Source organism: Halorubrum sp. B53 (genome assembly GCF_059752395.1).
Genome location: NZ_MWTH01000009.1, coordinates 12449 through 30059 on the forward strand (window position 1 = coordinate 12449; position 17611 = coordinate 30059).

General features: G+C 72.4%; 18 protein-coding genes. 10 read left to right on the top strand and 8 right to left on the bottom strand.

The genetic code is table 11. From position 1 onward, the window contains the following. Nucleotides 1–7 precede the first annotated feature (7 nt). Complete coding sequence (locus B4V06_RS07600) at nucleotides 8–598, top strand: flavin reductase family protein (protein ID WP_498168839.1); 591 nt, start codon at nucleotides 8–10, stop codon at nucleotides 596–598. 28 nt (nucleotides 599–626) lie between these two features. Here the strand turns inward: B4V06_RS07600 and B4V06_RS07605 are convergent, their stop codons facing one another. Further along, entirely contained in the window at nucleotides 627–1148 is a 522-nt protein-coding gene (locus tag B4V06_RS07605) for an SRPBCC family protein (protein WP_123112160.1), read from the bottom strand. A gap of 82 nt (nucleotides 1149–1230) precedes the next feature. On the opposite strand from B4V06_RS07605, the gene B4V06_RS07610 reads away from it, so the two are divergent. From B4V06_RS07610 to B4V06_RS07630, 5 genes are all read left to right on the top strand, one after another. Continuing rightward, complete coding sequence (locus tag B4V06_RS07610) at nucleotides 1231–1350, top strand: DUF7989 family protein (RefSeq protein ID WP_498168842.1); 120 nt, start codon at nucleotides 1231–1233, stop codon at nucleotides 1348–1350. Between the two features lie 146 nt (nucleotides 1351–1496). Beyond that, nucleotides 1497–2012, top strand: coding sequence for a CNNM domain-containing protein (locus B4V06_RS07615; protein WP_123112161.1), 516 nt, complete (start codon nucleotides 1497–1499; stop codon nucleotides 2010–2012). Between the two features lie 93 nt (nucleotides 2013–2105). Then, nucleotides 2106–3119, top strand: a complete 1014-nt coding sequence (locus tag B4V06_RS07620) for an ABC transporter ATP-binding protein (RefSeq protein ID WP_123112162.1) — start codon at nucleotides 2106–2108, stop codon at nucleotides 3117–3119. Next, nucleotides 3116–5047 carry a PrsW family intramembrane metalloprotease gene (locus tag B4V06_RS07625; RefSeq protein WP_498168845.1) on the top strand — a complete coding sequence of 644 codons (1932 nt, stop codon included), beginning with the start codon at nucleotides 3116–3118 and terminating at the stop codon, nucleotides 5045–5047. The genes B4V06_RS07620 and B4V06_RS07625 overlap by 4 nt, the downstream gene beginning before the upstream one ends. Continuing rightward, nucleotides 5040–6122 (top strand): ABC transporter permease, encoded by a 1083-nt coding sequence (locus B4V06_RS07630; RefSeq protein ID WP_498168848.1) that lies wholly within the window; start codon nucleotides 5040–5042, stop codon nucleotides 6120–6122. The genes B4V06_RS07625 and B4V06_RS07630 overlap by 8 nt, the downstream gene beginning before the upstream one ends. Nucleotides 6123–6160: 38 nt before the next feature. Here the strand turns inward: B4V06_RS07630 and B4V06_RS07635 are convergent, their stop codons facing one another. After that, the gene (locus tag B4V06_RS07635) at nucleotides 6161–6787 is read right to left on the bottom strand and encodes a trimeric intracellular cation channel family protein (protein ID WP_498169071.1); all 627 of its coding nucleotides are present in this window, start codon (nucleotides 6785–6787) and stop codon (nucleotides 6161–6163) included. A gap of 44 nt (nucleotides 6788–6831) precedes the next feature. Then, on the bottom strand, nucleotides 6832–7584 hold the full coding sequence (locus B4V06_RS07640) for a DUF2797 domain-containing protein (RefSeq protein WP_498168850.1): 753 nt from the start codon (nucleotides 7582–7584) through the stop codon (nucleotides 6832–6834). Between the two features lie 99 nt (nucleotides 7585–7683). Here B4V06_RS07640 and B4V06_RS07645 point away from each other — a divergent pair, with 99 nt between their 5' ends. Beyond that, on the top strand, nucleotides 7684–8052 hold the full coding sequence (locus B4V06_RS07645; protein ID WP_498168853.1) for a BsuPI-related putative proteinase inhibitor: 369 nt from the start codon (nucleotides 7684–7686) through the stop codon (nucleotides 8050–8052). 18 nt (nucleotides 8053–8070) lie between these two features. On the opposite strand, the gene menD is transcribed toward B4V06_RS07645, so the two are convergent. Together menD and B4V06_RS07655 are read right to left on the bottom strand one after the other, a co-directional pair. After that, a complete protein-coding gene (gene menD, locus B4V06_RS07650) occupies nucleotides 8071–9954 on the bottom strand; it encodes a 2-succinyl-5-enolpyruvyl-6-hydroxy-3-cyclohexene-1-carboxylic-acid synthase (RefSeq protein WP_498168855.1) in 1884 nt (627 codons plus the stop codon). Nucleotides 9955–10017: 63 nt separating this feature from the next. Beyond that, the gene (locus B4V06_RS07655; protein WP_498168858.1) at nucleotides 10018–10983 is read right to left on the bottom strand and encodes a DUF1028 domain-containing protein; all 966 of its coding nucleotides are present in this window, start codon (nucleotides 10981–10983) and stop codon (nucleotides 10018–10020) included. A gap of 138 nt (nucleotides 10984–11121) precedes the next feature. Here B4V06_RS07655 and B4V06_RS07660 point away from each other — a divergent pair, with 138 nt between their 5' ends. Beyond that, the gene (locus B4V06_RS07660) at nucleotides 11122–11799 is read left to right on the top strand and encodes a nucleotide exchange factor GrpE (protein WP_123112170.1); all 678 of its coding nucleotides are present in this window, start codon (nucleotides 11122–11124) and stop codon (nucleotides 11797–11799) included. Between the two features lie 9 nt (nucleotides 11800–11808). Here the strand turns inward: B4V06_RS07660 and surE are convergent, their stop codons facing one another. After that, nucleotides 11809–12669, bottom strand: a complete 861-nt coding sequence (surE, locus tag B4V06_RS07665) for a 5'/3'-nucleotidase SurE (RefSeq protein WP_498168860.1) — start codon at nucleotides 12667–12669, stop codon at nucleotides 11809–11811. Nucleotides 12670–12797: 128 nt separating this feature from the next. Here surE and B4V06_RS07670 point away from each other — a divergent pair, with 128 nt between their 5' ends. Then, on the top strand, nucleotides 12798–13163 hold the full coding sequence (locus B4V06_RS07670) for a DUF5798 family protein (protein ID WP_498168862.1): 366 nt from the start codon (nucleotides 12798–12800) through the stop codon (nucleotides 13161–13163). A 2-nt stretch (nucleotides 13164–13165) separates the two neighbouring features. Here B4V06_RS07670 and B4V06_RS07675 read toward each other — a convergent pair whose 3' ends face one another. After that, nucleotides 13166–13702, bottom strand: a complete 537-nt coding sequence (locus B4V06_RS07675; RefSeq protein WP_498169074.1) for an acyltransferase — start codon at nucleotides 13700–13702, stop codon at nucleotides 13166–13168. Nucleotides 13703–13894: 192 nt separating this feature from the next. Further along, a complete protein-coding gene (gene purD, locus B4V06_RS07680) occupies nucleotides 13895–15178 on the bottom strand; it encodes a phosphoribosylamine--glycine ligase (protein ID WP_123112174.1) in 1284 nt (427 codons plus the stop codon). A gap of 144 nt (nucleotides 15179–15322) precedes the next feature. On the opposite strand from purD, the gene B4V06_RS07685 reads away from it, so the two are divergent. Further along, a complete protein-coding gene (locus tag B4V06_RS07685; RefSeq protein WP_123112175.1) occupies nucleotides 15323–17524 on the top strand; it encodes a thioredoxin domain-containing protein in 2202 nt (733 codons plus the stop codon). Nucleotides 17525–17611: the final 87 nt, after the last annotated feature.

Consider the following 17611-nt stretch of genomic DNA (forward strand, 5'->3'; position numbering starts at 1 on the left):
CGGTCCGGTGTCCCACCGGAGCGGCGAACCGGACGCCTTCGGGTCGCCGTACCGCCTGCTCTCGACCGCTGTGACGCCGCGCCCCATCGCGTGGGTCTCCTCGCGGGGGCCGGCGGGCGAGAACCTCGCGCCGTACAGCTTCTTCAACACCGTCGCGATCGACCCGCCGGTCGTCGCGTTCTCGCCGGTGGCGACCGCGGCGGACCCGAAGGACACGCTCGCGAACGCCCTGGAGACGGAGGCGTTCGTCGTCAACGTCGTCACCGAGACCGTCGTCGAGGCGATGAACGCGTCGAGCGCGACGCTTGAGGCGGGCGAGAGCGAGTTCGACCGCGTCGGGATCGACCGCGCCCCGTCCGTCCGGGTCGACGCGCCGCGGGTGGCCGCGGCGGCCGTGAGCCTCGAGTGCGAGCTGTACGACGCCGTCGAGATCGGCACCTCGACGCTGGTGCTCGGCGAGGTCGTCTACGCCCACGTCGCCGAGGGCGCGCTGACCGACGAGAAGATCGACGTCGACCGCCTCGACACCGTCGGCCGGCTCGCCGGCGAGTGGTACGCCAGTACCGACGACCGGTTCGAACTGGAGCGTCCGCCGTAGCTCGCGCCGTCGCCCTCGTCGCGCCTTTTTATCTCTCCGCGTCGCCCTCCACCAGCGCCGCGAACCGGTCGAGCGCGCGCCGGCAGACGGGGACGTACCACGCCGCCGCGACCGGCACCTCGATCACGACGCGGCTGCGGTCGGACTCGCTCGGGTACCGGTCGACGCGGTGACCGGTCGCGGGGACCCCCGCGACCCGCCACTCCCACCGACGATCGTTGCACGCGGTCACGCGGAACGGGATCCACGCGCCGCCGACCGAGACCCGCCCCCTCGTCCCGCTGGTCACGTGGCGGTCGTCGCTCTCGACGGCGTCGATCGCCGGCCCCCAGTCCGGCCACGTGTGCGTGTCGCGGAGGGCCTCGGCGGCGACCGCCGGCGCGACGGCGACGTCGCGACCCACGGCGAGCGTCGCCCCCTCTCGCTCGACGCTCGACGCGGAGTCGACGCGACACCCGCCGAGATCGAAACGTCCGTCCGATTCGCCGCCCGAACGAGACCGGTAAGTCACGATCCGTCCAACGTTCTCGTCGTAGTTAAGCCGACGCATATTAATACCTTATATGGTATCAGGTATCATTATCTCTTTCCACGAAGGGTTAATACGGGGATCCGAGCAACACGAACCCAACATGGCCAACGACCGCGACACCATGAAGGACGTCTCGCACACGGCACCGCACGACACATCGGCGAAGGGAGTCTGGAAACGGGGCCGAGGCCCCGTCGAGGAAGAGGAAGAAGAGGAGTAACGCCGTCGAGCCACTTTTTTTTCGTCGACGCCGCGACCGGCCGTCACGGCTTCGTCCGCCGAAAACGCGCTCGAACCGGAGCGCGTCTGTTTCGATCCCGCGCAGCCGGCCGACACTCTCTTTGATGACGTTTTAAATTACGTCGCATGGTCGGAGTCACACTCGGGTTGGCCGGGATCGCAGCGGTAATCGCGTTACTGTCGCTCAGCGCGTTCTTCTCCAGCTCGGAGACCGCGATCTTCTCGCTGCCGGCGGAGTGGTTCGAGCAGCAGGCCGCCACGGGTGACCCGCGGGGCAAGATCCTGAAGGAGCTCTACGACGACCCCCACCGCCTGCTGGTGACGCTGCTCGTCGGGAACAACGTCGTCAACATCGCGATCTCGAGTATCGTCACCGTGCTGGTCGCGAGTTACCTCCCCACGGGCAGCGCGGTCGTGGTGACGACCCTGTGTACCAGCTTTCTCGTCCTCGTGTTCGGCGAGATCGTCCCCAAGGCGTTCGGCCTCGGAAACGCTGAGCGGTGGTCGCTGCGGATCGCATCGCCGGTCCGGCTGGTCGAGCGCGTCCTCTCTCCGGTCATCACGCTGTTCGACGGGATCACCCGTCGGATGAACGCGTACATCAGCGGCGACGCCAATATCGAGAAGCCGTACACGGATTGAATCGCGCCGAAGGATCCGTGGCCCTCGCTCCGCGTTCTCGCGGCTGATAGCCGCGGAGGTGGGTTTAACCCGTCCCGCGGCCGAGCGAATCCCATGATCGAGGTGGAGGGGCTACGGAAGACGTACGGCGACTTCGCGGCCGTCGTCGACAGCGGCTTCTCCGTCGAGGAGGGCGAGGTGTTCGGCATCGTCGGCCCGAACGGCGCCGGCAAGACGACGACGCTGAAGGTGCTCGCGGGACTGGTCGAGCCCACCGACGGCGAGGTCACGGTCGCCGGCTTCCCCTCGGACGACCCGGAGATGCGACGGCGACTCGGCTTCCTCCCCGAGGAGTCGCCGTTATACGAGGAGATGACGCCGCTGTCGTACCTGCGGTTCTTCGCCGACCTGTACGACGTGCCGCGCGACGTCGCCGACGAGCGCATCGAGGCCGCGCTCGACCGGCTCGAACTGGACCACCGCGAGCGCCGGCTCGGCGACATGTCGAAGGGGATGAAACGCAAGGTCGCCATCGCCCGGTCGCTCGTCAACGACCCGGACGTGCTCGTGTACGACGAGCCCGCCTCGGGGCTCGACCCGGTGACGACGAACTCCGTGCTGGAGTTCACCCGCGAGCTCCGCGCGGCCGGGAAGACCGTCGTCTTCTCCGCGCACAACCTCTACCACGTCGAGTCCGTCTGCGACCGCGTCGTGGTGATGAACGAGGGCCGCATCGTCGCCCGCGGGAGCGTCGACGGGATCCGCGAGCGACACGGCGAGACGACGTACCACGTGTTCACCGACGTCTCGCCCGCGGTCACCGAGCGGCTGACCGAGACGCTCGACGACCCGGGCGCCGCGACCGAGGAGGTCGGCGACCGGTTCCGCACCGTCGTACCGGACATGGACGCGGTCGAGGCGGTCCGGGCGGCGGCCGCCGACGCCGGCGGCGAGGTCGTCGACATCCGCACCCGCGAACCCAGCTTGGAGGACGTGTTCCTCGACATCGTCGGGCGACCGATGCCCGGACGGTACGCGGCCGGCGGCGGGCCGGTCGATGAGACGGACGACGATACCGGAGGCGACGACGAGAAACGCCCCGCGGGGCCGCCGGAGGGGGCCGAGTGATCGACCGGCTCCGGAGGGTCCTCCGGGTCGCCCGCTGGGAGGTCGCCCGCGCCGGCGGCGGCGTCGACCGCCGCACGCTGCTCGCGGCGCTCGCGCTCCTGCTCGTCGCCGGCGGCGTCCTCGGCGGGGGGCTCGCGGCCGGAGCGGTCGGGCTCGACGTCGACCGCGACGTCTACCGGGTCGCCGTCGACGGCGACTCCCCGTACGCGGACGCGGTCGAGGAGGCGCCGGCGCTGACGCCGGTCCCCGTCGAGGGGGCCGAACTCGGCGACACGGCCGACCTCGTCGTGTTCGACGGCGGCGGGAGCCGGACCGGCGCGGTCGAGACCGTCGCCGTCCGGGCCAGCGACACGCGGAAGGGCGAGGCCGCGGCCGCCGAGTTCCGCGAGGCCGTCGAGGCGCACAACGAGCGGCTGATGGCCGCCGAGGAGAACGCGACCGCCGCCTTCCCGATCACCGTCACCCTCCAGTACGTCGGTCGGACGAGCGGGCTCGACGACGGCTCGACGCTCGGCGAGGACGACGGCGGTAGCGGGGGCGACACCGAAAGCGGGGACGGATCCGGCGGCGGAGACGGCTCCACCGACGGCGGCGGGAGCGACGGCGACTCGGAGGGCGGCGACGCGGACGGTAGCGGAGACCCGGTGACGGCCGACGACACCGCCGGCGACGGCCTCGCGGTCCCCTCTGTCGGCGGCGCGGCGTTCGGCGCCGACACGGTCGGGTCGCCGGGGTCGATCTCCCCGCCGTTCCCGTTCGTCTCGCTGCTTCTCGCGTTCGTCTTCCTCGTCCCGATGAACTTCCTCATCCAGGCGTACGGCTCCTCGATTCTCGACGAGCGCACGAACCGGCGGGGGGAGCCGCTGCTCGTCACGCCGCTCTCGCCGGTCGACATCGTCGCCGGGAAGACGCTGCCGTACGTCGCGGTCGCGCTGCTCGTCACGACGCTCATCGCGGCCGCCGTGGGGGGCGGCCCCCTCTCGGTGATCGCCGTGCTTCCGGTGGCGCTGACCTTCCTCGCGGCCACGTTCGTCGGCGCGATGTTCGCGCGGTCGTTCAAGGAGCTCACCTTCGTCACGGTCGGCGTCAGCGTGCTCCTGACGACGTACGCCTTCGTGCCGGCCATCTTCACCAACGTAACGCCCGTCGCACTGGTGTCGCCGCTGACGCTCGTCGTCTTCGACCTGCAAGGGGAGGCCGTCTCGGTCGGCGAGGCCCTCTTCTCGACCGGGCCGATGGCACTCGGCGCCGCCCTCCTGTTCGGGCTCGGGCTCGGGGTGTACCGCGAGGAGGACATGTTCACCCAGAAGCCGGTGGCGCGAAAGCTCCTCGACGCGCTCGCGGTGCGGCTCTCGGCGATAGAGGACGTCGTCCTCGCCGACCTCGTCGACCGTCGGCGGATCCGCGCGCTCGGGTCGGTCGCGCTCCTCACCGCCTTCACGATCCCCTTCGTGTTCGTCGCGGAGCTGCTGGCGGTCGCGACGCTGTTCGCACTGCCGGTGACGGTGTCGATCCCCGTGCTGCTCGTGACCATCGCCTTCATCGAGGAGGTCGCGAAAAGCGTCCACCTCTACGCCGGGTTCGAGCGCGGCGTCTTCGCCCGGGCCGACCGGGTCGCCGTCGCGGTCGGGCTCGCCTCCGCGGTCGGCTTCTTCCTCGCCGAGAAGGCCACGGCGGTCGTGCAGGCGGTCGGGCTCACCGACCTGTACGTCGGCCGAGCCGCGTTCGGGAGCGTCGCCGGCGTCGAGGGGCTCTCCCCGGTCGCCGTCGCGGCGCTGCTGTTCGCGCCCCTCCTGCTCCACGGGTTCGCGACGACCGTCGCCGCGGTGGGCGCGAGCCGGAACCGGACGTACTACGTCCTGACGCTGGCGCTGGCGACGCTACTGCACGCGGCGTACAACTTCGGGGTGGTGAGCATCCATGGGTGAGGGTGAAGGCGGGGCGACGACCGCCGGAAAGAGCAGCCGCCTGACGATCGCCGGCCGCGAGCTGGCGGGCCTGCGCGCGGAGAAGACGATCCTGCTCGCGGTCGCGATCCAGCTGTTCATCGCGGCGTTCTCGTCGTTCCTCGTGGTCGGGCTCGTCTCGATGTACGACCCCGGCGCGCTCGGCGGCGCGGAGGTGGAGGTGGCCGGCGCGGGCGACGCCGTGAGCGACCTCGAACGCGCCGCGAGCGAGGTCGAGGGGGCCTCGGTCACCCCGTACGAGGACGCCGCCGCCGCGCGGCTCGCCTTCGACCGCAACGCCGCCGACGCGGTGGTCGTGGTGAACCGGCACGACGAGGGGCGGATCTCGGCCACGGTCACGGCGCCGGACGCGACCGTCGAGACCACCGTGATCGTCGTCCAGCTCCGGGAGCTGCTGCGGACGTACGAGCTGAACGAGCGCGCCGACCGCGCCGCGTACCTCAGCGAGTCGCCGCTTCCGCTCCCGGAGCGGACCGGATCCAGCCCGTACTTCACGTTCACCTACACCGTGTTGATCCCGGTTCTCGTCTTCCTCCCAGTCTTCATCTCCGGGTCGCTCGTGGTCGACTCGATCACCGAGGAGATCGACGAGGGGACGCTCGAACTGCTCCGCGTCGCCCCGGTCACGCTGGGGGAGATCGTCGACGGGAAGGCGCTCGCGGCGGTCGCGATCGCCCCCGGACAGGCGCTGCTGTGGCTGCTCCTGCTCCGCGCGAACGGGACGCCCGTCGCCAACGTCCCGTCGATCCTCGCGCTGATGACCGCGCTGACGACGCTCGTCGTCGCGCTGGCGGTCGCCATCTCCGCGCTCGCGCCCGACCGCCGGGCCGCCCAGTTCCTCTACTCGGTCGGGGTCCTCGTCCTGTTCGGCGGCGCCACGGCGATGGCCGGCGGGCCCGCGAACGCGGTCGCGCGGCTCGCGATCGACAGCGCGGACGCGACGACGACCGCCCTCGTCGTCGCCTACGTCGGTATCGCGGCGGTCGCGTACGCCGGCGTCAGGGCGCTCGTCGCGGAGAACGGGTTCGAGAGCTGAGCCCTTTTTAAATAGGGCTCACCGCTCGCCGGTCCGAGCTACCGCTTGCCGCTGACGCGCTCGACGAGCCGCTCGACCCACCCGGCGGTGGGGACGCTCCAGCCGTAGGCGACCGCGACCAGTCTGGTCCCGACGGTCACCGCCGCGCAGCCGGCGGCGGCCGCCCCGCCGAGGCCGCCCAGCGCGCCGAGCGCCCAGTACGTCGCCCCGCCCAGCACCGCGCAGCTCGCGTAGAAGTCGTCGAACAAAATGAACGGCGCGCGGTCGAGCAGGATGTCCGCGAACGCGCCGCCGCCGACCGCGTTGATCGTCGCGACCGCGACGACGCCGAACGCGGAGACGCCCGCGTCGGCGGCGACGATCGCGCCGGTCGTCGCGAACGCGGCGAGCCCGATCGCGTCCGCGACGAGCGTTATCGGGTGGGTGTCGGCCGATTGGAGGACGACGCTGAGGCCGACGGCCAACCCGACGCCGACGAGTCCGAGCGCGATCTCGACCGGCGACTGGAGGGCGAGCGGGACGCGGTTCACGAGGAGGTCGCGCGTCACCCCGCCGGCGAACGCCATCGCCAGCCCGACGACGGCGACGCCGAACAGGTCGAACTCCTCCCGGATCGCCTTCGTCGATCCCACGAGCGCGAACGCGACCAGCCCGATCGTGTTCATGACGGCGAAGGGGTCACCGAACAGGACCGCCGCGAGTCCCTCCGTCACTCGCCGAACGCCCCCAGGCTCGACTGCAGTTCGCGGCCCGGAACCTCGTCGGTGAGTTCGTACCCGACCAGCTCCCGGGCGTCGACCCCGTACGTCGACCCGCCGCGGTCGAGCACCAGCACCCGGCCCTTCCAGCCGCGCACCGTGCCGGCCGCCATCGTCTCCGCGACCGGGCGGTCGGCGAGGTCGAGCCCGTAGTCGAACGCGAAGCGGTCGATCGGGTCGAACCGGTCGAGGAGCGCTTCCCACGCCGACTCGTCGACCGCGCGCCCGAACCCGGCGAGCTTCGTCGGCACCCGGACCCGGTCGACGAGGTCGTCGCCGTCGGCCAGCTCGGCCTCCACCTGCCGGGCGACCCGGCCGTCCGGGAAGGTCCGGACGTGGGCGCCCCGGTCCGCGCCCTGCTCGCGGAGCCGTGTCTCCAGCCGCCACAGCCGCGTCACGCCGACCTTCAACACGTCGGGCGCGAACGCGGCGAGGTACAGCGCGTGCTCCTCGTGACAGTCCATCTCGTCTTTTAAACACGTCCCCGTACACCGCGCGCAGACCCAGACGCTGTCGTGGGCGTCGCAGTAGGGGGCGTCTGAGGCGTCGCAGGCGACGTGTTCGCCGTCGTGGACGGTCCCCGCGCAGCGGCGGTCGCCGAGGCCGTACGCGAGCTCCGTCGCGGCGTCCGCCTCGACGAACTCGACCGCGCCGCCGCTGGCGACGTAGAGGCCCTCGCCCGACTCGTAGCCCACGACCTGCACGTTCGCCAGTAGGGGGAGCCCCGACTTATGCGCGTCGTCGCCGAGGGGCGGACCCGCCCGAGCCCTGTCTTTAAATCGCGTCCCGTGCGATCTGGTCGCATGCTCGACGCCGCGCTCGCGACCGCCGACGGCGACGAGGGAGTCGACCTCGCGCTCACCGTGACGAACGAGGGCGACGACCCCGTCACGCTCCGGTTCCGGACCGGCCAGCGCGCCGACTTCGCGGCGTACGAGGGAGTCACCGCCGAGCCGGGCGACGCCGAGCCGGGAGACGACGACCCCGTCTGGCGACACGGTGAGGGGCGGGTGTTCACGCAGGCGCTCGGCACCGAGACGCTGGGGCCGGGCGAGTCGGCGACCTACGAGGGGACGTGGCCGGACCCGCCGCCGGGAGAGTTCCGAGTCGTCGGGTCGCTGACCGCCGAGGACCACGACGCGGCGGCGACCGCGCGAGTCGCGGTCGAGTGACGCCGCGCGGGCCGCCCCTCAGTCCCCGTCGCCGTGGACCGCGTCCTCGACCGCGGCCGCGAGCCGCTCGCGCGTCCGGTGGCTCGACTCGGCGTCTGTCCGGACCTCGATCAGGTGCGAGCCGTCGGCCTCTTTGGCCCGGGCGTACGCTTCCCCGAGCGCGGCGGCGGCCTCCTCCGCCCCTTCGGCCCCGTCGCCGACCGCTTCGGGCCGCGCGTCGACCCGCGCGTACTCGAGCCCGTGGAGGTCGGCCATCGGCTCGAACTCGATGCCGTGGGGCGTCTTGAACGACTCCGTGAACTCCGGCTCGAACGACTCGATCGGGAGCGCGTGGAAGATCCCCCCGCCGTCGTTGTTGATCAGCACGACCGTCGCGTCGACGTCGCACCGGTCGAGCGCGAGCAGGCCGTTCGCGTCGTGGTACAGCGCGAGGTCGCCGACGACGAGCGTGAGGTCGTCGGTCGTCGCTGAGCCGGCCCCGAGCGCGCTGGAGACGATCCCGTCGATCCCGCTCACGCCGCGGTTGCCGAGCGCGGTGACGCTCGTCGTCGTCGGCCCGACGAACCGGTCGAGGTCGCGGATGGGCATGGAGTTGGAGACGAACAGCGTCGCCGGGTCCGGGAGCGCGTCGGCGACGACCCGGAGCGCGTCGCCCTCGTGGAAGCCGACGGAGCCGTCTCCCGGGAGGCGGGCCGCCGCCTCTCGCTCCTGAATCGCCCGGGCGGCGCGGTCGGCCGCCTCCCACTGCGCGCGCCAGTCCGGGTCGCCGCCGCCCCCGCCTCCCAGCCGCGAGAGCCGGGCACAGAGGCGGCTCGGCTCGGCGACGACGAGGTCGGTCGCGGCGAACTCGGCCTCGCGCCAGCGCCCCGCGGGGTCGACCTGGTACTGGTCGGCGCCGGTGCCGGCGAGGTACTTGCGGAGGCGCTTCGAGGTGGGCGACGCGCCGAGCCGGAGGACCAGTTCGGGGTCGGTCCAGCCGGCGGCGTCGGCGTCCGGAGCCCCGCCGTCTTCGCCGGCGTCGTCCTCCCCCGCGACATCTGCCGAGAGGTAGGCATCGTAGGCGCCGATCACTGGCGCGACCCGAGTGTGGCCGCCGTACCGGACGCCGGAGAGCGGGTCGGCGAGGACCGGGAACCCGGTCGCGTGCGACAGCGCCGTCACCGACTCCGCGTCGAGTCCGGGCGGGTCCGCGGGGCCGGCGACGATCAGCCCGCGGTCGGTTCTCGCGAGCTCGTTCGCGAGGGCGCGCAACTCCTCGTCTCCCGGCTCCGGCGACCCCGGCGTCACGTCGACGTAGGGGCCGTCCCGGCCGGTCGCGGCGACCGGATCGAGGTCGGCGGGCACGTCGTCCGCCACCCGCGTCGGCTCCAGCGGCTTCTTAAACGGAACGTTGAGATGCACCGGGCCCGGGTCGGCGCCCTCGGCGGTCCCGACGGCGCGCGAGATGGTGGTCCGCAGCGAGCGGAGCGCGCGGTCGTTCGGCGCCGGTTCGGGGAGGTCCTTATAAAATCGGACGGCGTCGCCGTACAGCTTCTCCTGGTCGGCGGTCTGGTTGGCCCCCGAGTCGCGGAGCTCCGGCGGGCGGTCGGCCGTGAGCGCGAGCAGGGGGACGCGGGCCTCGCTCGCCTCCATCACGGCGGGGTGGTAGTTGGCGGCGGCGGTGCCGGAGGTGCAGATCAGCGGCGTGACGCTCCCCGTCCGCCGGGCGCGGCCCAGCGCGAAGTAGGCGGCGGAGCGCTCGTCCAACTGCGAGAAGACGCGGAGGTCGTCGCTGCGGGCGGCGGCCATGGTCAGCGGCGTCGAGCGGCTGCCCGGCGAGACGACGACGCTGTCGACGCCGGCGGCGACCAGCTCGTCCACGAGCGCCCTCGCCCACAGCGCGTTCCGGTTCGGCGCGGTCATTAACCGCCGCTAGGTGGTCGATATTTAAATACTCCCGCGGGTCGGTCTCGAGGGCGGGACGTTTTATACTCTATCCAGCCGCGAGAGCCCGTGCCACACCGCGTCGACGAGCCGGTCCTCGCCCTCACCCTCCGCGTCGGCCCAGCCGCGGGCGATGGCGTCCTCTAACACCGGGATCGGGTGGTTCTCGAAGTTGTTCATCCCGCGGAACGTCTCCAGCGCCTCCCGGTGGGGCTCGCCGAAGGCGTCGACGTCGGCCGCGCCCTTCTCGGCCGTGTCGCCCTCGGCCGCGTCGCTCTCGTCGAGGAAGCCGAGGTCGGCGAGGATCGCCGCCACCTCGGTCGCCGCGTCGCCGGTCAGCTCGCGGGTCTCGTCGGGCGCCTCGCGCTCCAGCAGGGTGACGTCGTACAGCTTGAACACGCGCTCCAGCTCGTCGATCGGCCGTTCGTGGTCGTCGACGCGCACGTCGATCCACCGGTCGTTGCGGCCGTCGTACCCGCCCTCCGGCTTGGCGACGTACAGCGCCGCCGACTGCTCGCCGCGCTTGTCGCCGCCAGCCGCGTTGCCGGCGTGGAGCGCGGCGATGAGACGCTCCGGGAGCCCGCCGGTCGTCTCCTCGAACGCCTCCGCCATCGCCGTGAGGGTCTCGGCGTTCTCCAGGATGTTCCCCTGCACGGTGTACTGCTCGCCCTGCAGGTCGCCGGCGTAGTCGTGGCACTCCTCGCCCGTGAACGCGGCCGGCTCGCCGTCGAGGCCGACGACGCCGACCTGTCGCGAGGGCGCCTCGTCGTCGGCGCTCGTGAGCTCGTCGACGACCGCGGCGGCGTCGCGCCCCTCGCGGAGGAGGTCGAGCCCGTCGGGTCCGTAGGCGACGTTCGCGAAGCTCTGCGTCGCGATCGCGCCCGCGTCAGCGCTGACGAACGGGACGACCGCGCCGACGCCGACGAACTTCGACTGGACGGCGACGCCGACGGCGTCGGTCTCCGGGTCGCGGGCGGCGATCGAGAACGTCGAGGGGCGGGGTGGCATGCGACCCGACCGATCGGCGGCCGGCCTCATAAATCCGGTCGGGACGCCCGACGCCGCGAGCGCGAGCGACCCGCTCCGCGCCGCCGCCCGCGGCCGCGTTCTGCAACGCTTATGCACGCCGACCGACTTCGATCGGGTATGAGCGACGACGACGCCGTCGACGTCGAGGTCGAGTCCCCCGACGACGCCGCGGCCGACGCGGCGAGCGCGAACGGCACGGCGGAGGCGACCGCCGGGGAAGCGAGCGGGGAGTCCGGCGAGGACGATGCGAACGCCCGCGGCGGGGAAGCGCTGGCCGCCGCCGTCGCCGAGCACGACGCGGCGCTCGCGCGGGAGGTGGCCGAGCTGGAAGCGGAGCTCGACGAGACGCGCGAGGAGCTGCTGGAGGCCGAGGAAGAGGTCGACGAGCTGACGAGCAAGCTCGCCCGGGTGAAGGCGGACTTCAGCAACTACAAGCAGCGCGCCAAGCGCAAGCAGGACGAGATCCGCGAGCGCGCCTCCGAGCAGCTCGTCGAGCGCATCACCCCGGTCCGCAACGACCTCCTGCGGGCGCTCGACCAGGAGGAGGGGAGCGACCTCCGCCCCGGCGTCGAGTCGACGCTGGAGAAGTTCGACGAGGTGCTCGCCGAGGAGGGCGTCGAGCCCATCGCCCCCGAGCCGGGCGACGAGGTCGACCCCGGGCGCCACCAGGTGATGCTCCGCGTCGAGAGCGACCAGCCCGAGGGCACCGTCCACGAGGTGTACGAGCCCGGGTACGAGATGGGCGACCGCGTCGTCAGCGAGGCGAAGGTCACCGTCAGCGCCGACGAGTCGTAGTCTGCGGGGTCACTCCCCGGTCGTATCGCTCCCGTACCGCGACGCGAGCTCGTCGAGCCCCGCGTCCGGCTCCGCGGCGTGCGGCACCGACAGCGGCGAGACCGACACCTCGCCGTCGACGACCGCGCGGCGGTCGGTGCCGACGGAGTCCGGCACCTCCGCGGGCGACATCCGCCCCCAGATCGGGTCGGAGATGGAGACGCCGCCGTTGCCGTCCGACGTCGCCTCCATTCCGTACCACTCCGAGGGCGCGGTGACGCGCATCGGCGCGGGGTCGGCCGCGGCGTCGGCCGCCGTGCCCCCGTCCGCGGTCGCCTCGCTCCCCCCGTCGCCCTCGGCCGGTTCCGCCATCGGCGCGTTGACGTTGAGGTAGTCGGCCCGCTCGAAGATCCCGGCCGGCGAGGCCTCCTCGACGAGGAACCGCGTGGCGCGGACGGCGTGCTCGAACGACGCGGGCGACAGCTCCCGCTGCCGCCAGTCGTCGCCGCCCGGGACGTACATCGACGCCGCGATCCCCGGGACGCCGAAGAAGGCCCCCTCGACGACCGCCGACACGGTCCCGGAGCGCCCGAGGGTGTACGCGCCGAGGTTGGCCCCCTCGTTGCACCCGGCGATCACGAGGTCGGCGTCCGGGACGAGCTCGTCGACCCCGGCGACGACGCAGTCGACGGGGGTCCCGTCCACGGCGTACCCCAACTCGTGCTCTGCGACGTCGACGTCGGCGGAGATGGCGCGGCCGATAGAAGAGCGGTCGCCCGTGGGCGCGACCGCCACCACGTCGTAGTCGACCGCGAGCGCGTCGTACACGGCGCGGAGACCGACGGCGTCGATGCCGTCGTCGTTCGTCAGCAGGATCCGCTCGACGCTCATACCGGTACCTCGGGCGGTTCAGGCAAAAGTCCACCGTCGCCCGGGCCGGCCAGTACTGGCTCGGCCGGGGTCCGGTCCGGCCGCGGCGAACGGAAAAGCCCACGTATCCCGGGCCCCCAGCGTCCGACATGGGATTCGGGGACACGGCAAAGAAGATCCAGACGCTCGCCGACAAGGCCGAGCGCACGTACCAGAAGATCAACGAGCTCCGCGCCGAGGTCGAGGAGACCCAGACGACCGTGCTCGACACCTCAGAGCGCGTCCAGCAGTTGGAGAACGAGATGGCCGAGCAGCGGGCCGTCCTCGACGCGGTCGCGCGCGAGGTCGGCGTCGACCTGGAGAGCGTCAGCACCGAGGCCCACATCACCGAGGCGGAGCGCGCCGCCGCGGAGGACGGGGCCGGGAACGCCGGTGATGACGCGGCCGAGAGCGCCGACGAGGACGCGGCCCCCGCCGAGAGCGACGCCGGCGAGTCCACAGACGACGCCGCGTAACGCTATTCGACCGACTCGGTCGGATCGTCCGGGTCGGCCGTCCCGTCGGCGGGGTCGTCTCCGCCGTCTGACCGCGACACGACCTTGGCCGGTACGCCCGCTACCGTTGTCTCCGGCGGGACGTCCGCGGCGACGAGGGAGTTGGCGGCGACCCGCGCGCCCTCGCCGACCGTGACGCCCGGGAGGACGACCGCGCCCGCCCCGATCATCGCGCCCTCCCCGACGACGACGTCGCCGAGGCGGTACTCCTCTTGAAGGAACTCGTGACACAGCAGCGTCGCGTCGTAGCCGACGATGGCGTCGTCGCCCACGGTGATGCGCTCGGGCCAGAACACGTCCGGCGTCGACTCCAGCCCCCACGACACGCCGGCGCCGACCGTGACGCCGATCCGCCGCAACAGCCAGTTTTTCAGCCGGAGGCTCGGGCAGATCCGCGCGAGCACGATGACGACGTAGTTGCGGACGACGACGAGCGGCGACTTCGCGTCCGGCCACGACCACAGCGAGTTGCGCGCCCCGGGCGTCGGATGCCGGTCCAGTCGGTCGGTACGGGAGTCGTCGTCCGCCGCGTGGTCGACCGCGGTCGCCCCCGCGGAGCTCGTCGGTTCGGCCGCCGCGCCGCCGTCCTCGTGAGTCACGAGGGGACGTTCGGCGGGCACGGGTAAAAGGGTCGTCGACGCGCGGCAGCGACACGCGGCGAGTCGAACGCGGGCGCGAGCGAGCGGAGCCGACTATTCTCGCAGCTCGTTCATGTGCTCGATCCGGCGCTCGACGAGGTCGGCCTTCCCCACGTCGTGGCGGATCCGGAGCCCGTCGCCGGCGGCCGAGAGCCCCGCCTCGGCCTGCCGCTCCGCGGCGGCGATCGAGTCGCCGCGGCCGACGACGGCGAACGACCGCGAGGTGGTCGTGTACAGCCCGTCGTCGCGCTCGTCGACGCTGGCGTAGTAGAGGAGCGCGTCGCCGACGCTCTCCTCGTCGACCGCGATCTCAGCGCCCGCGTCGGGGTCGACCGGGTAGCCGTCCGGGACGGCGTACTTGCAGACGGTCGCCTCGCCGGCGAAGGAGAGCTCGGGAAGCGCCTCGCCGTCGCGGGCGGCGGTCAGCACGTCGATGAAGGGCGTGTCTAACACCGGCAGCGTGTTCATCGCCTCGGGGTCGCCGAACCGCGCGTTGAATTCGACGACCTTCGGCCCCTCGTCCGTGAGCATGAACTGGCCGTAGAGGACGCCCTTGTAGTCGGGGAGCGCCTCGACGACGGCCTCGAGCACGTCGACGGCGGCCTCGTAGTCGCCATCGGTCATGAACGGCAGCGAGAGGCCCGTGTCCGAGTACGAGCCCATCCCGCCCGTGTTCGGCCCCTCGTCGCCCTCGTAGGCTCGCTTGTGGTCCTGGACCGCGGGGGTCGTCCGCACGTCGGTGTTCGCGACGAACGCCTGGATAGTGAACTCCTCGCCGACGAGTCGCTCCTCCAAGACGACGCGGTCGTAGTCGGAGTCGCGGAGGTACGCCTTCGCCTCCTCGGCGGTGACCTGGTCGCCGATCACCTTGACGCCCTTCCCGCCCGTGAGCCCGGCGGGCTTCACCGCGAGGTCGCCGTCGTAGGCGTCGATGTAGTCGCAGGCGGCCTCGATGTCGTCGAACACCGCGTAGTCCGGGCAGCCGGGGACGTCAGCCTCCTCCATGAACTCTCGCTGGTACGCCTTGTCCGTCTCCAGCCGCGCCTCCTCGGCCCGCGGGCCGAACGCGTACACGCCGGCGTCGTCGAGCGCGTCCGCGACGCCCGCCGCCAGCGCGGACTCGGGGCCGATCACCGCGAGGTCGGCGCCCACGTCGGTCGCGTAGTCGGCGACCGCCGCGGCGTCGGTCTCGTCGATCGTCTCGAAGCCGTCCGCCAGCCGACGGATGCCCGGGTTCCGGTTGCTCGCGCAGGCGTACAACGCGCAGTCGTCGGCGACCGCGCGGGCGATCGCGTGCTCGCGTCCGCCGCCGCCGACGAGGAGTACGGTCTCGGTCATGCTCGACGGGTGAGTGCACGGTAGTGTAAGCTTTACTTTCCCCTCTGGGACGAGATATACACACACGTGCATTACCAGTCGCGCCGGCTTCCTGATCCGCCGGTCGTGTGACGGCTTTTTGCCTCGCCGGAGCGAACCGGGGGTATGACACAGCCGACGGAGCGGAACCGCCTCGACGAGGAGGCGAGCCCGTACCTCCAGCAACACGCCGACAACCCGGTCAACTGGCAGCCGTGGGGTGACGAGGCGTTCGAGCGCGCCCGCGAGCACGACGTCCCGGTGTTCGTCTCCATCGGCTACTCCTCCTGCCACTGGTGTCACGTGATGGCCGAGGAGAGCTTCGAGGACGAGGGGATCGCCGAGGTGCTCAACGAGGAGTTCGTGCCGGTGAAGGTCGACCGCGAGGAGCGGCCCGACGTCGACAGCACGTTCATGACCGTTTCCCAGCTCGTCACGGGCGGGGGCGGCTGGCCGCTCTCCGCGTGGTGCACGCCCGAGGGGAAGCCGTTCTACGTCGGGACGTACTTCCCGCCCGAGCCGCGGCGGAACCAGCCGGGGTTCCGCGATCTGTGCGAGCGCATCGCCGACTCGTGGGCGGACCCCGAGCAGCGCGAGGAGATGGAGCGGCGCGCCGAGCAGTGGGCGACGAGCGCCCGCGACGAGCTGGAGTCGGTGCCGGAGGCGGACCCCGCCGGCGACGCGAGCGACGCGGAACCGCCCGGCGCCGATCTCCTCGACGAGGCGGCCGCCGCCGCGATCCGCGGCTACGACGACGAGTACGGCGGCTTCGGAAGCGGCGGCGCGAAGTTCCCGATGCCGGGCCGGATCGACCTGCTCATGCGCGCCTACGCCCGGACCGGTCGGGACGCCGCGCTCACGGCCGCGACCGGCACCCTCGACGGGATGGCCCGCGGCGGGATGTACGACCAGATCGGCGGCGGGTTCCACCGGTACGCGACGGATCGGCGGTGGACCGTCCCGCACTTCGAGAAGATGCTGTACGACAACGCGGAGCTCCCCTTGGTGTACCTCGACGGGTACCGCCTGACCGGTGACCCCGCGTACGCCCGCGTCGCGAGCGAGACCCTCGGGTTCCTCGACCGCGAACTCCGCCACGACGAGGGGGGCTTCTTCAGCACCCTCGACGCGCGGAGCGCACCGCCCGAAAGCCGGCGTGGGGACGGGAGCGACGACGGAGGAGAGCCCGCCGACGTCGAGGGCGCCTTCTACGTCTGGACGCCCGCCGAGGTCGACGCGGTCCTCGACGACCCGGCCGCGTCGCTGGCGAAGGACCGCTACGGGATCGAGTCGGGCGGGAACTTCGAGCGCGGCACGACGGTGCCGACGATCGCGGCCTCGGTCGAGGAGCTCGCCGACGAGCACGACCTGGCGGTCGACGAGGTCCGCGAGCGCCTGACTGAGGCCCGCACCGCGCTGTTCGAGGCCCGGGAGTCGCGGCCGCGGCCCGCCCGTGACGAGAAGGTGCTCGCCTCGTGGAACGGCCGCGCGATCTCCGCGTTCGCGAACGCGGGGGACGTCCTCGGCGAGTCGTACGCCGAGATCGCCCGCGAGGCGCTGGAGTTCTGTCGGGACCGCCTGTACGACGAGGCGTCCGGCGAGCTCGCTCGCCGGTGGCTCGACGGCGACGTCCGCGGGCCGGGCTACCTCGACGACCACGCGTTCCTCGCGCGCGGCGCGCTCGACGTCTACGCCGCCACCGGCGATCCCGAGCCGCTCGGGTTCGCGCTCGAACTGGCCGAGACGATCGTTTCGGACTTTTACGACGCCGACGACGGAACGATCTACTTCACGCGGGAGCCGGGAAAGAGCGCCGATGAGGGCGACGACGCCCTCTTCGCCCGCCCGCAGGAGTTCACCGACCGCTCGACGCCGTCGAGCCTCGGCGTGGCGGCCGAGACGCTGGCGCTGCTCGACGGGTTCCGAACCGACCGCGAGTTCGCCGCGGTCGCGGAGGCGGTCGTGACGACTCACGCCGACCGGATCCGCGCGAGCCCGCTGGAGCACGTCTCGCTCGTTCGAGCGGCCGAGCGCGTCGAGACGGGCGGGATCGAGGCGACGATCGCCGCCGACGCGGTGCCGGACGCGTGGCGGGAGACCCTGGGCGAGCGCTACCTGCCGGGCGCGCTCGTCGCGCCACGACCGCCGACCGAGGGCGGACTGGACGCGTGGCTGGGCCGGCTCGACATGGACGAGGCGCCGCCGATCTGGGCCGGCCGGGACGCCGTCGACGGCGAGCCGACCGCCTACGTCTGCGAGGGGCGGACCTGCTCGCCGCCGGAGACCGACCTCGACGCGGCGCTGGCGTGGCTGGCGGAGCGACGGTAGGGGAAGCCGACTCCGGGGCGCCGGCGAGGAGCGCGAGCCCGCGGGCGGGGCGCTGCCGGAGCCGAGGTAACCGCGTCGTACTTTTAC

Coding starts and splice junctions, on each gene's coding strand:
- B4V06_RS07605 (WP_123112160.1), bottom strand. CDS start 1,148: ATGCGTCGGCTTAACTACGACGAGAACGTTGGACGGATCGTGACTTAC.
- B4V06_RS07610 (WP_498168842.1), top strand. CDS start 1,231: ATGGCCAACGACCGCGACACCATGAAGGACGTCTCGCACACGGCACCG.
- B4V06_RS07615 (WP_123112161.1), top strand. CDS start 1,497: ATGGTCGGAGTCACACTCGGGTTGGCCGGGATCGCAGCGGTAATCGCG.
- B4V06_RS07620 (WP_123112162.1), top strand. CDS start 2,106: ATGATCGAGGTGGAGGGGCTACGGAAGACGTACGGCGACTTCGCGGCC.
- B4V06_RS07630 (WP_498168848.1), top strand. CDS start 5,040: ATGGGTGAGGGTGAAGGCGGGGCGACGACCGCCGGAAAGAGCAGCCGC.
- B4V06_RS07635 (WP_498169071.1), bottom strand. CDS start 6,787: ATGAACACGATCGGGCTGGTCGCGTTCGCGCTCGTGGGATCGACGAAG.
- B4V06_RS07645 (WP_498168853.1), top strand. CDS start 7,684: ATGCTCGACGCCGCGCTCGCGACCGCCGACGGCGACGAGGGAGTCGAC.
- menD (WP_498168855.1), bottom strand. CDS start 9,954: ATGACCGCGCCGAACCGGAACGCGCTGTGGGCGAGGGCGCTCGTGGAC.
- B4V06_RS07655 (WP_498168858.1), bottom strand. CDS start 10,983: ATGCCACCCCGCCCCTCGACGTTCTCGATCGCCGCCCGCGACCCGGAG.
- B4V06_RS07660 (WP_123112170.1), top strand. CDS start 11,122: ATGAGCGACGACGACGCCGTCGACGTCGAGGTCGAGTCCCCCGACGAC.
- surE (WP_498168860.1), bottom strand. CDS start 12,669: ATGAGCGTCGAGCGGATCCTGCTGACGAACGACGACGGCATCGACGCC.
- B4V06_RS07670 (WP_498168862.1), top strand. CDS start 12,798: ATGGGATTCGGGGACACGGCAAAGAAGATCCAGACGCTCGCCGACAAG.
- purD (WP_123112174.1), bottom strand. CDS start 15,178: ATGACCGAGACCGTACTCCTCGTCGGCGGCGGCGGACGCGAGCACGCG.
- B4V06_RS07685 (WP_123112175.1), top strand. CDS start 15,323: ATGACACAGCCGACGGAGCGGAACCGCCTCGACGAGGAGGCGAGCCCG.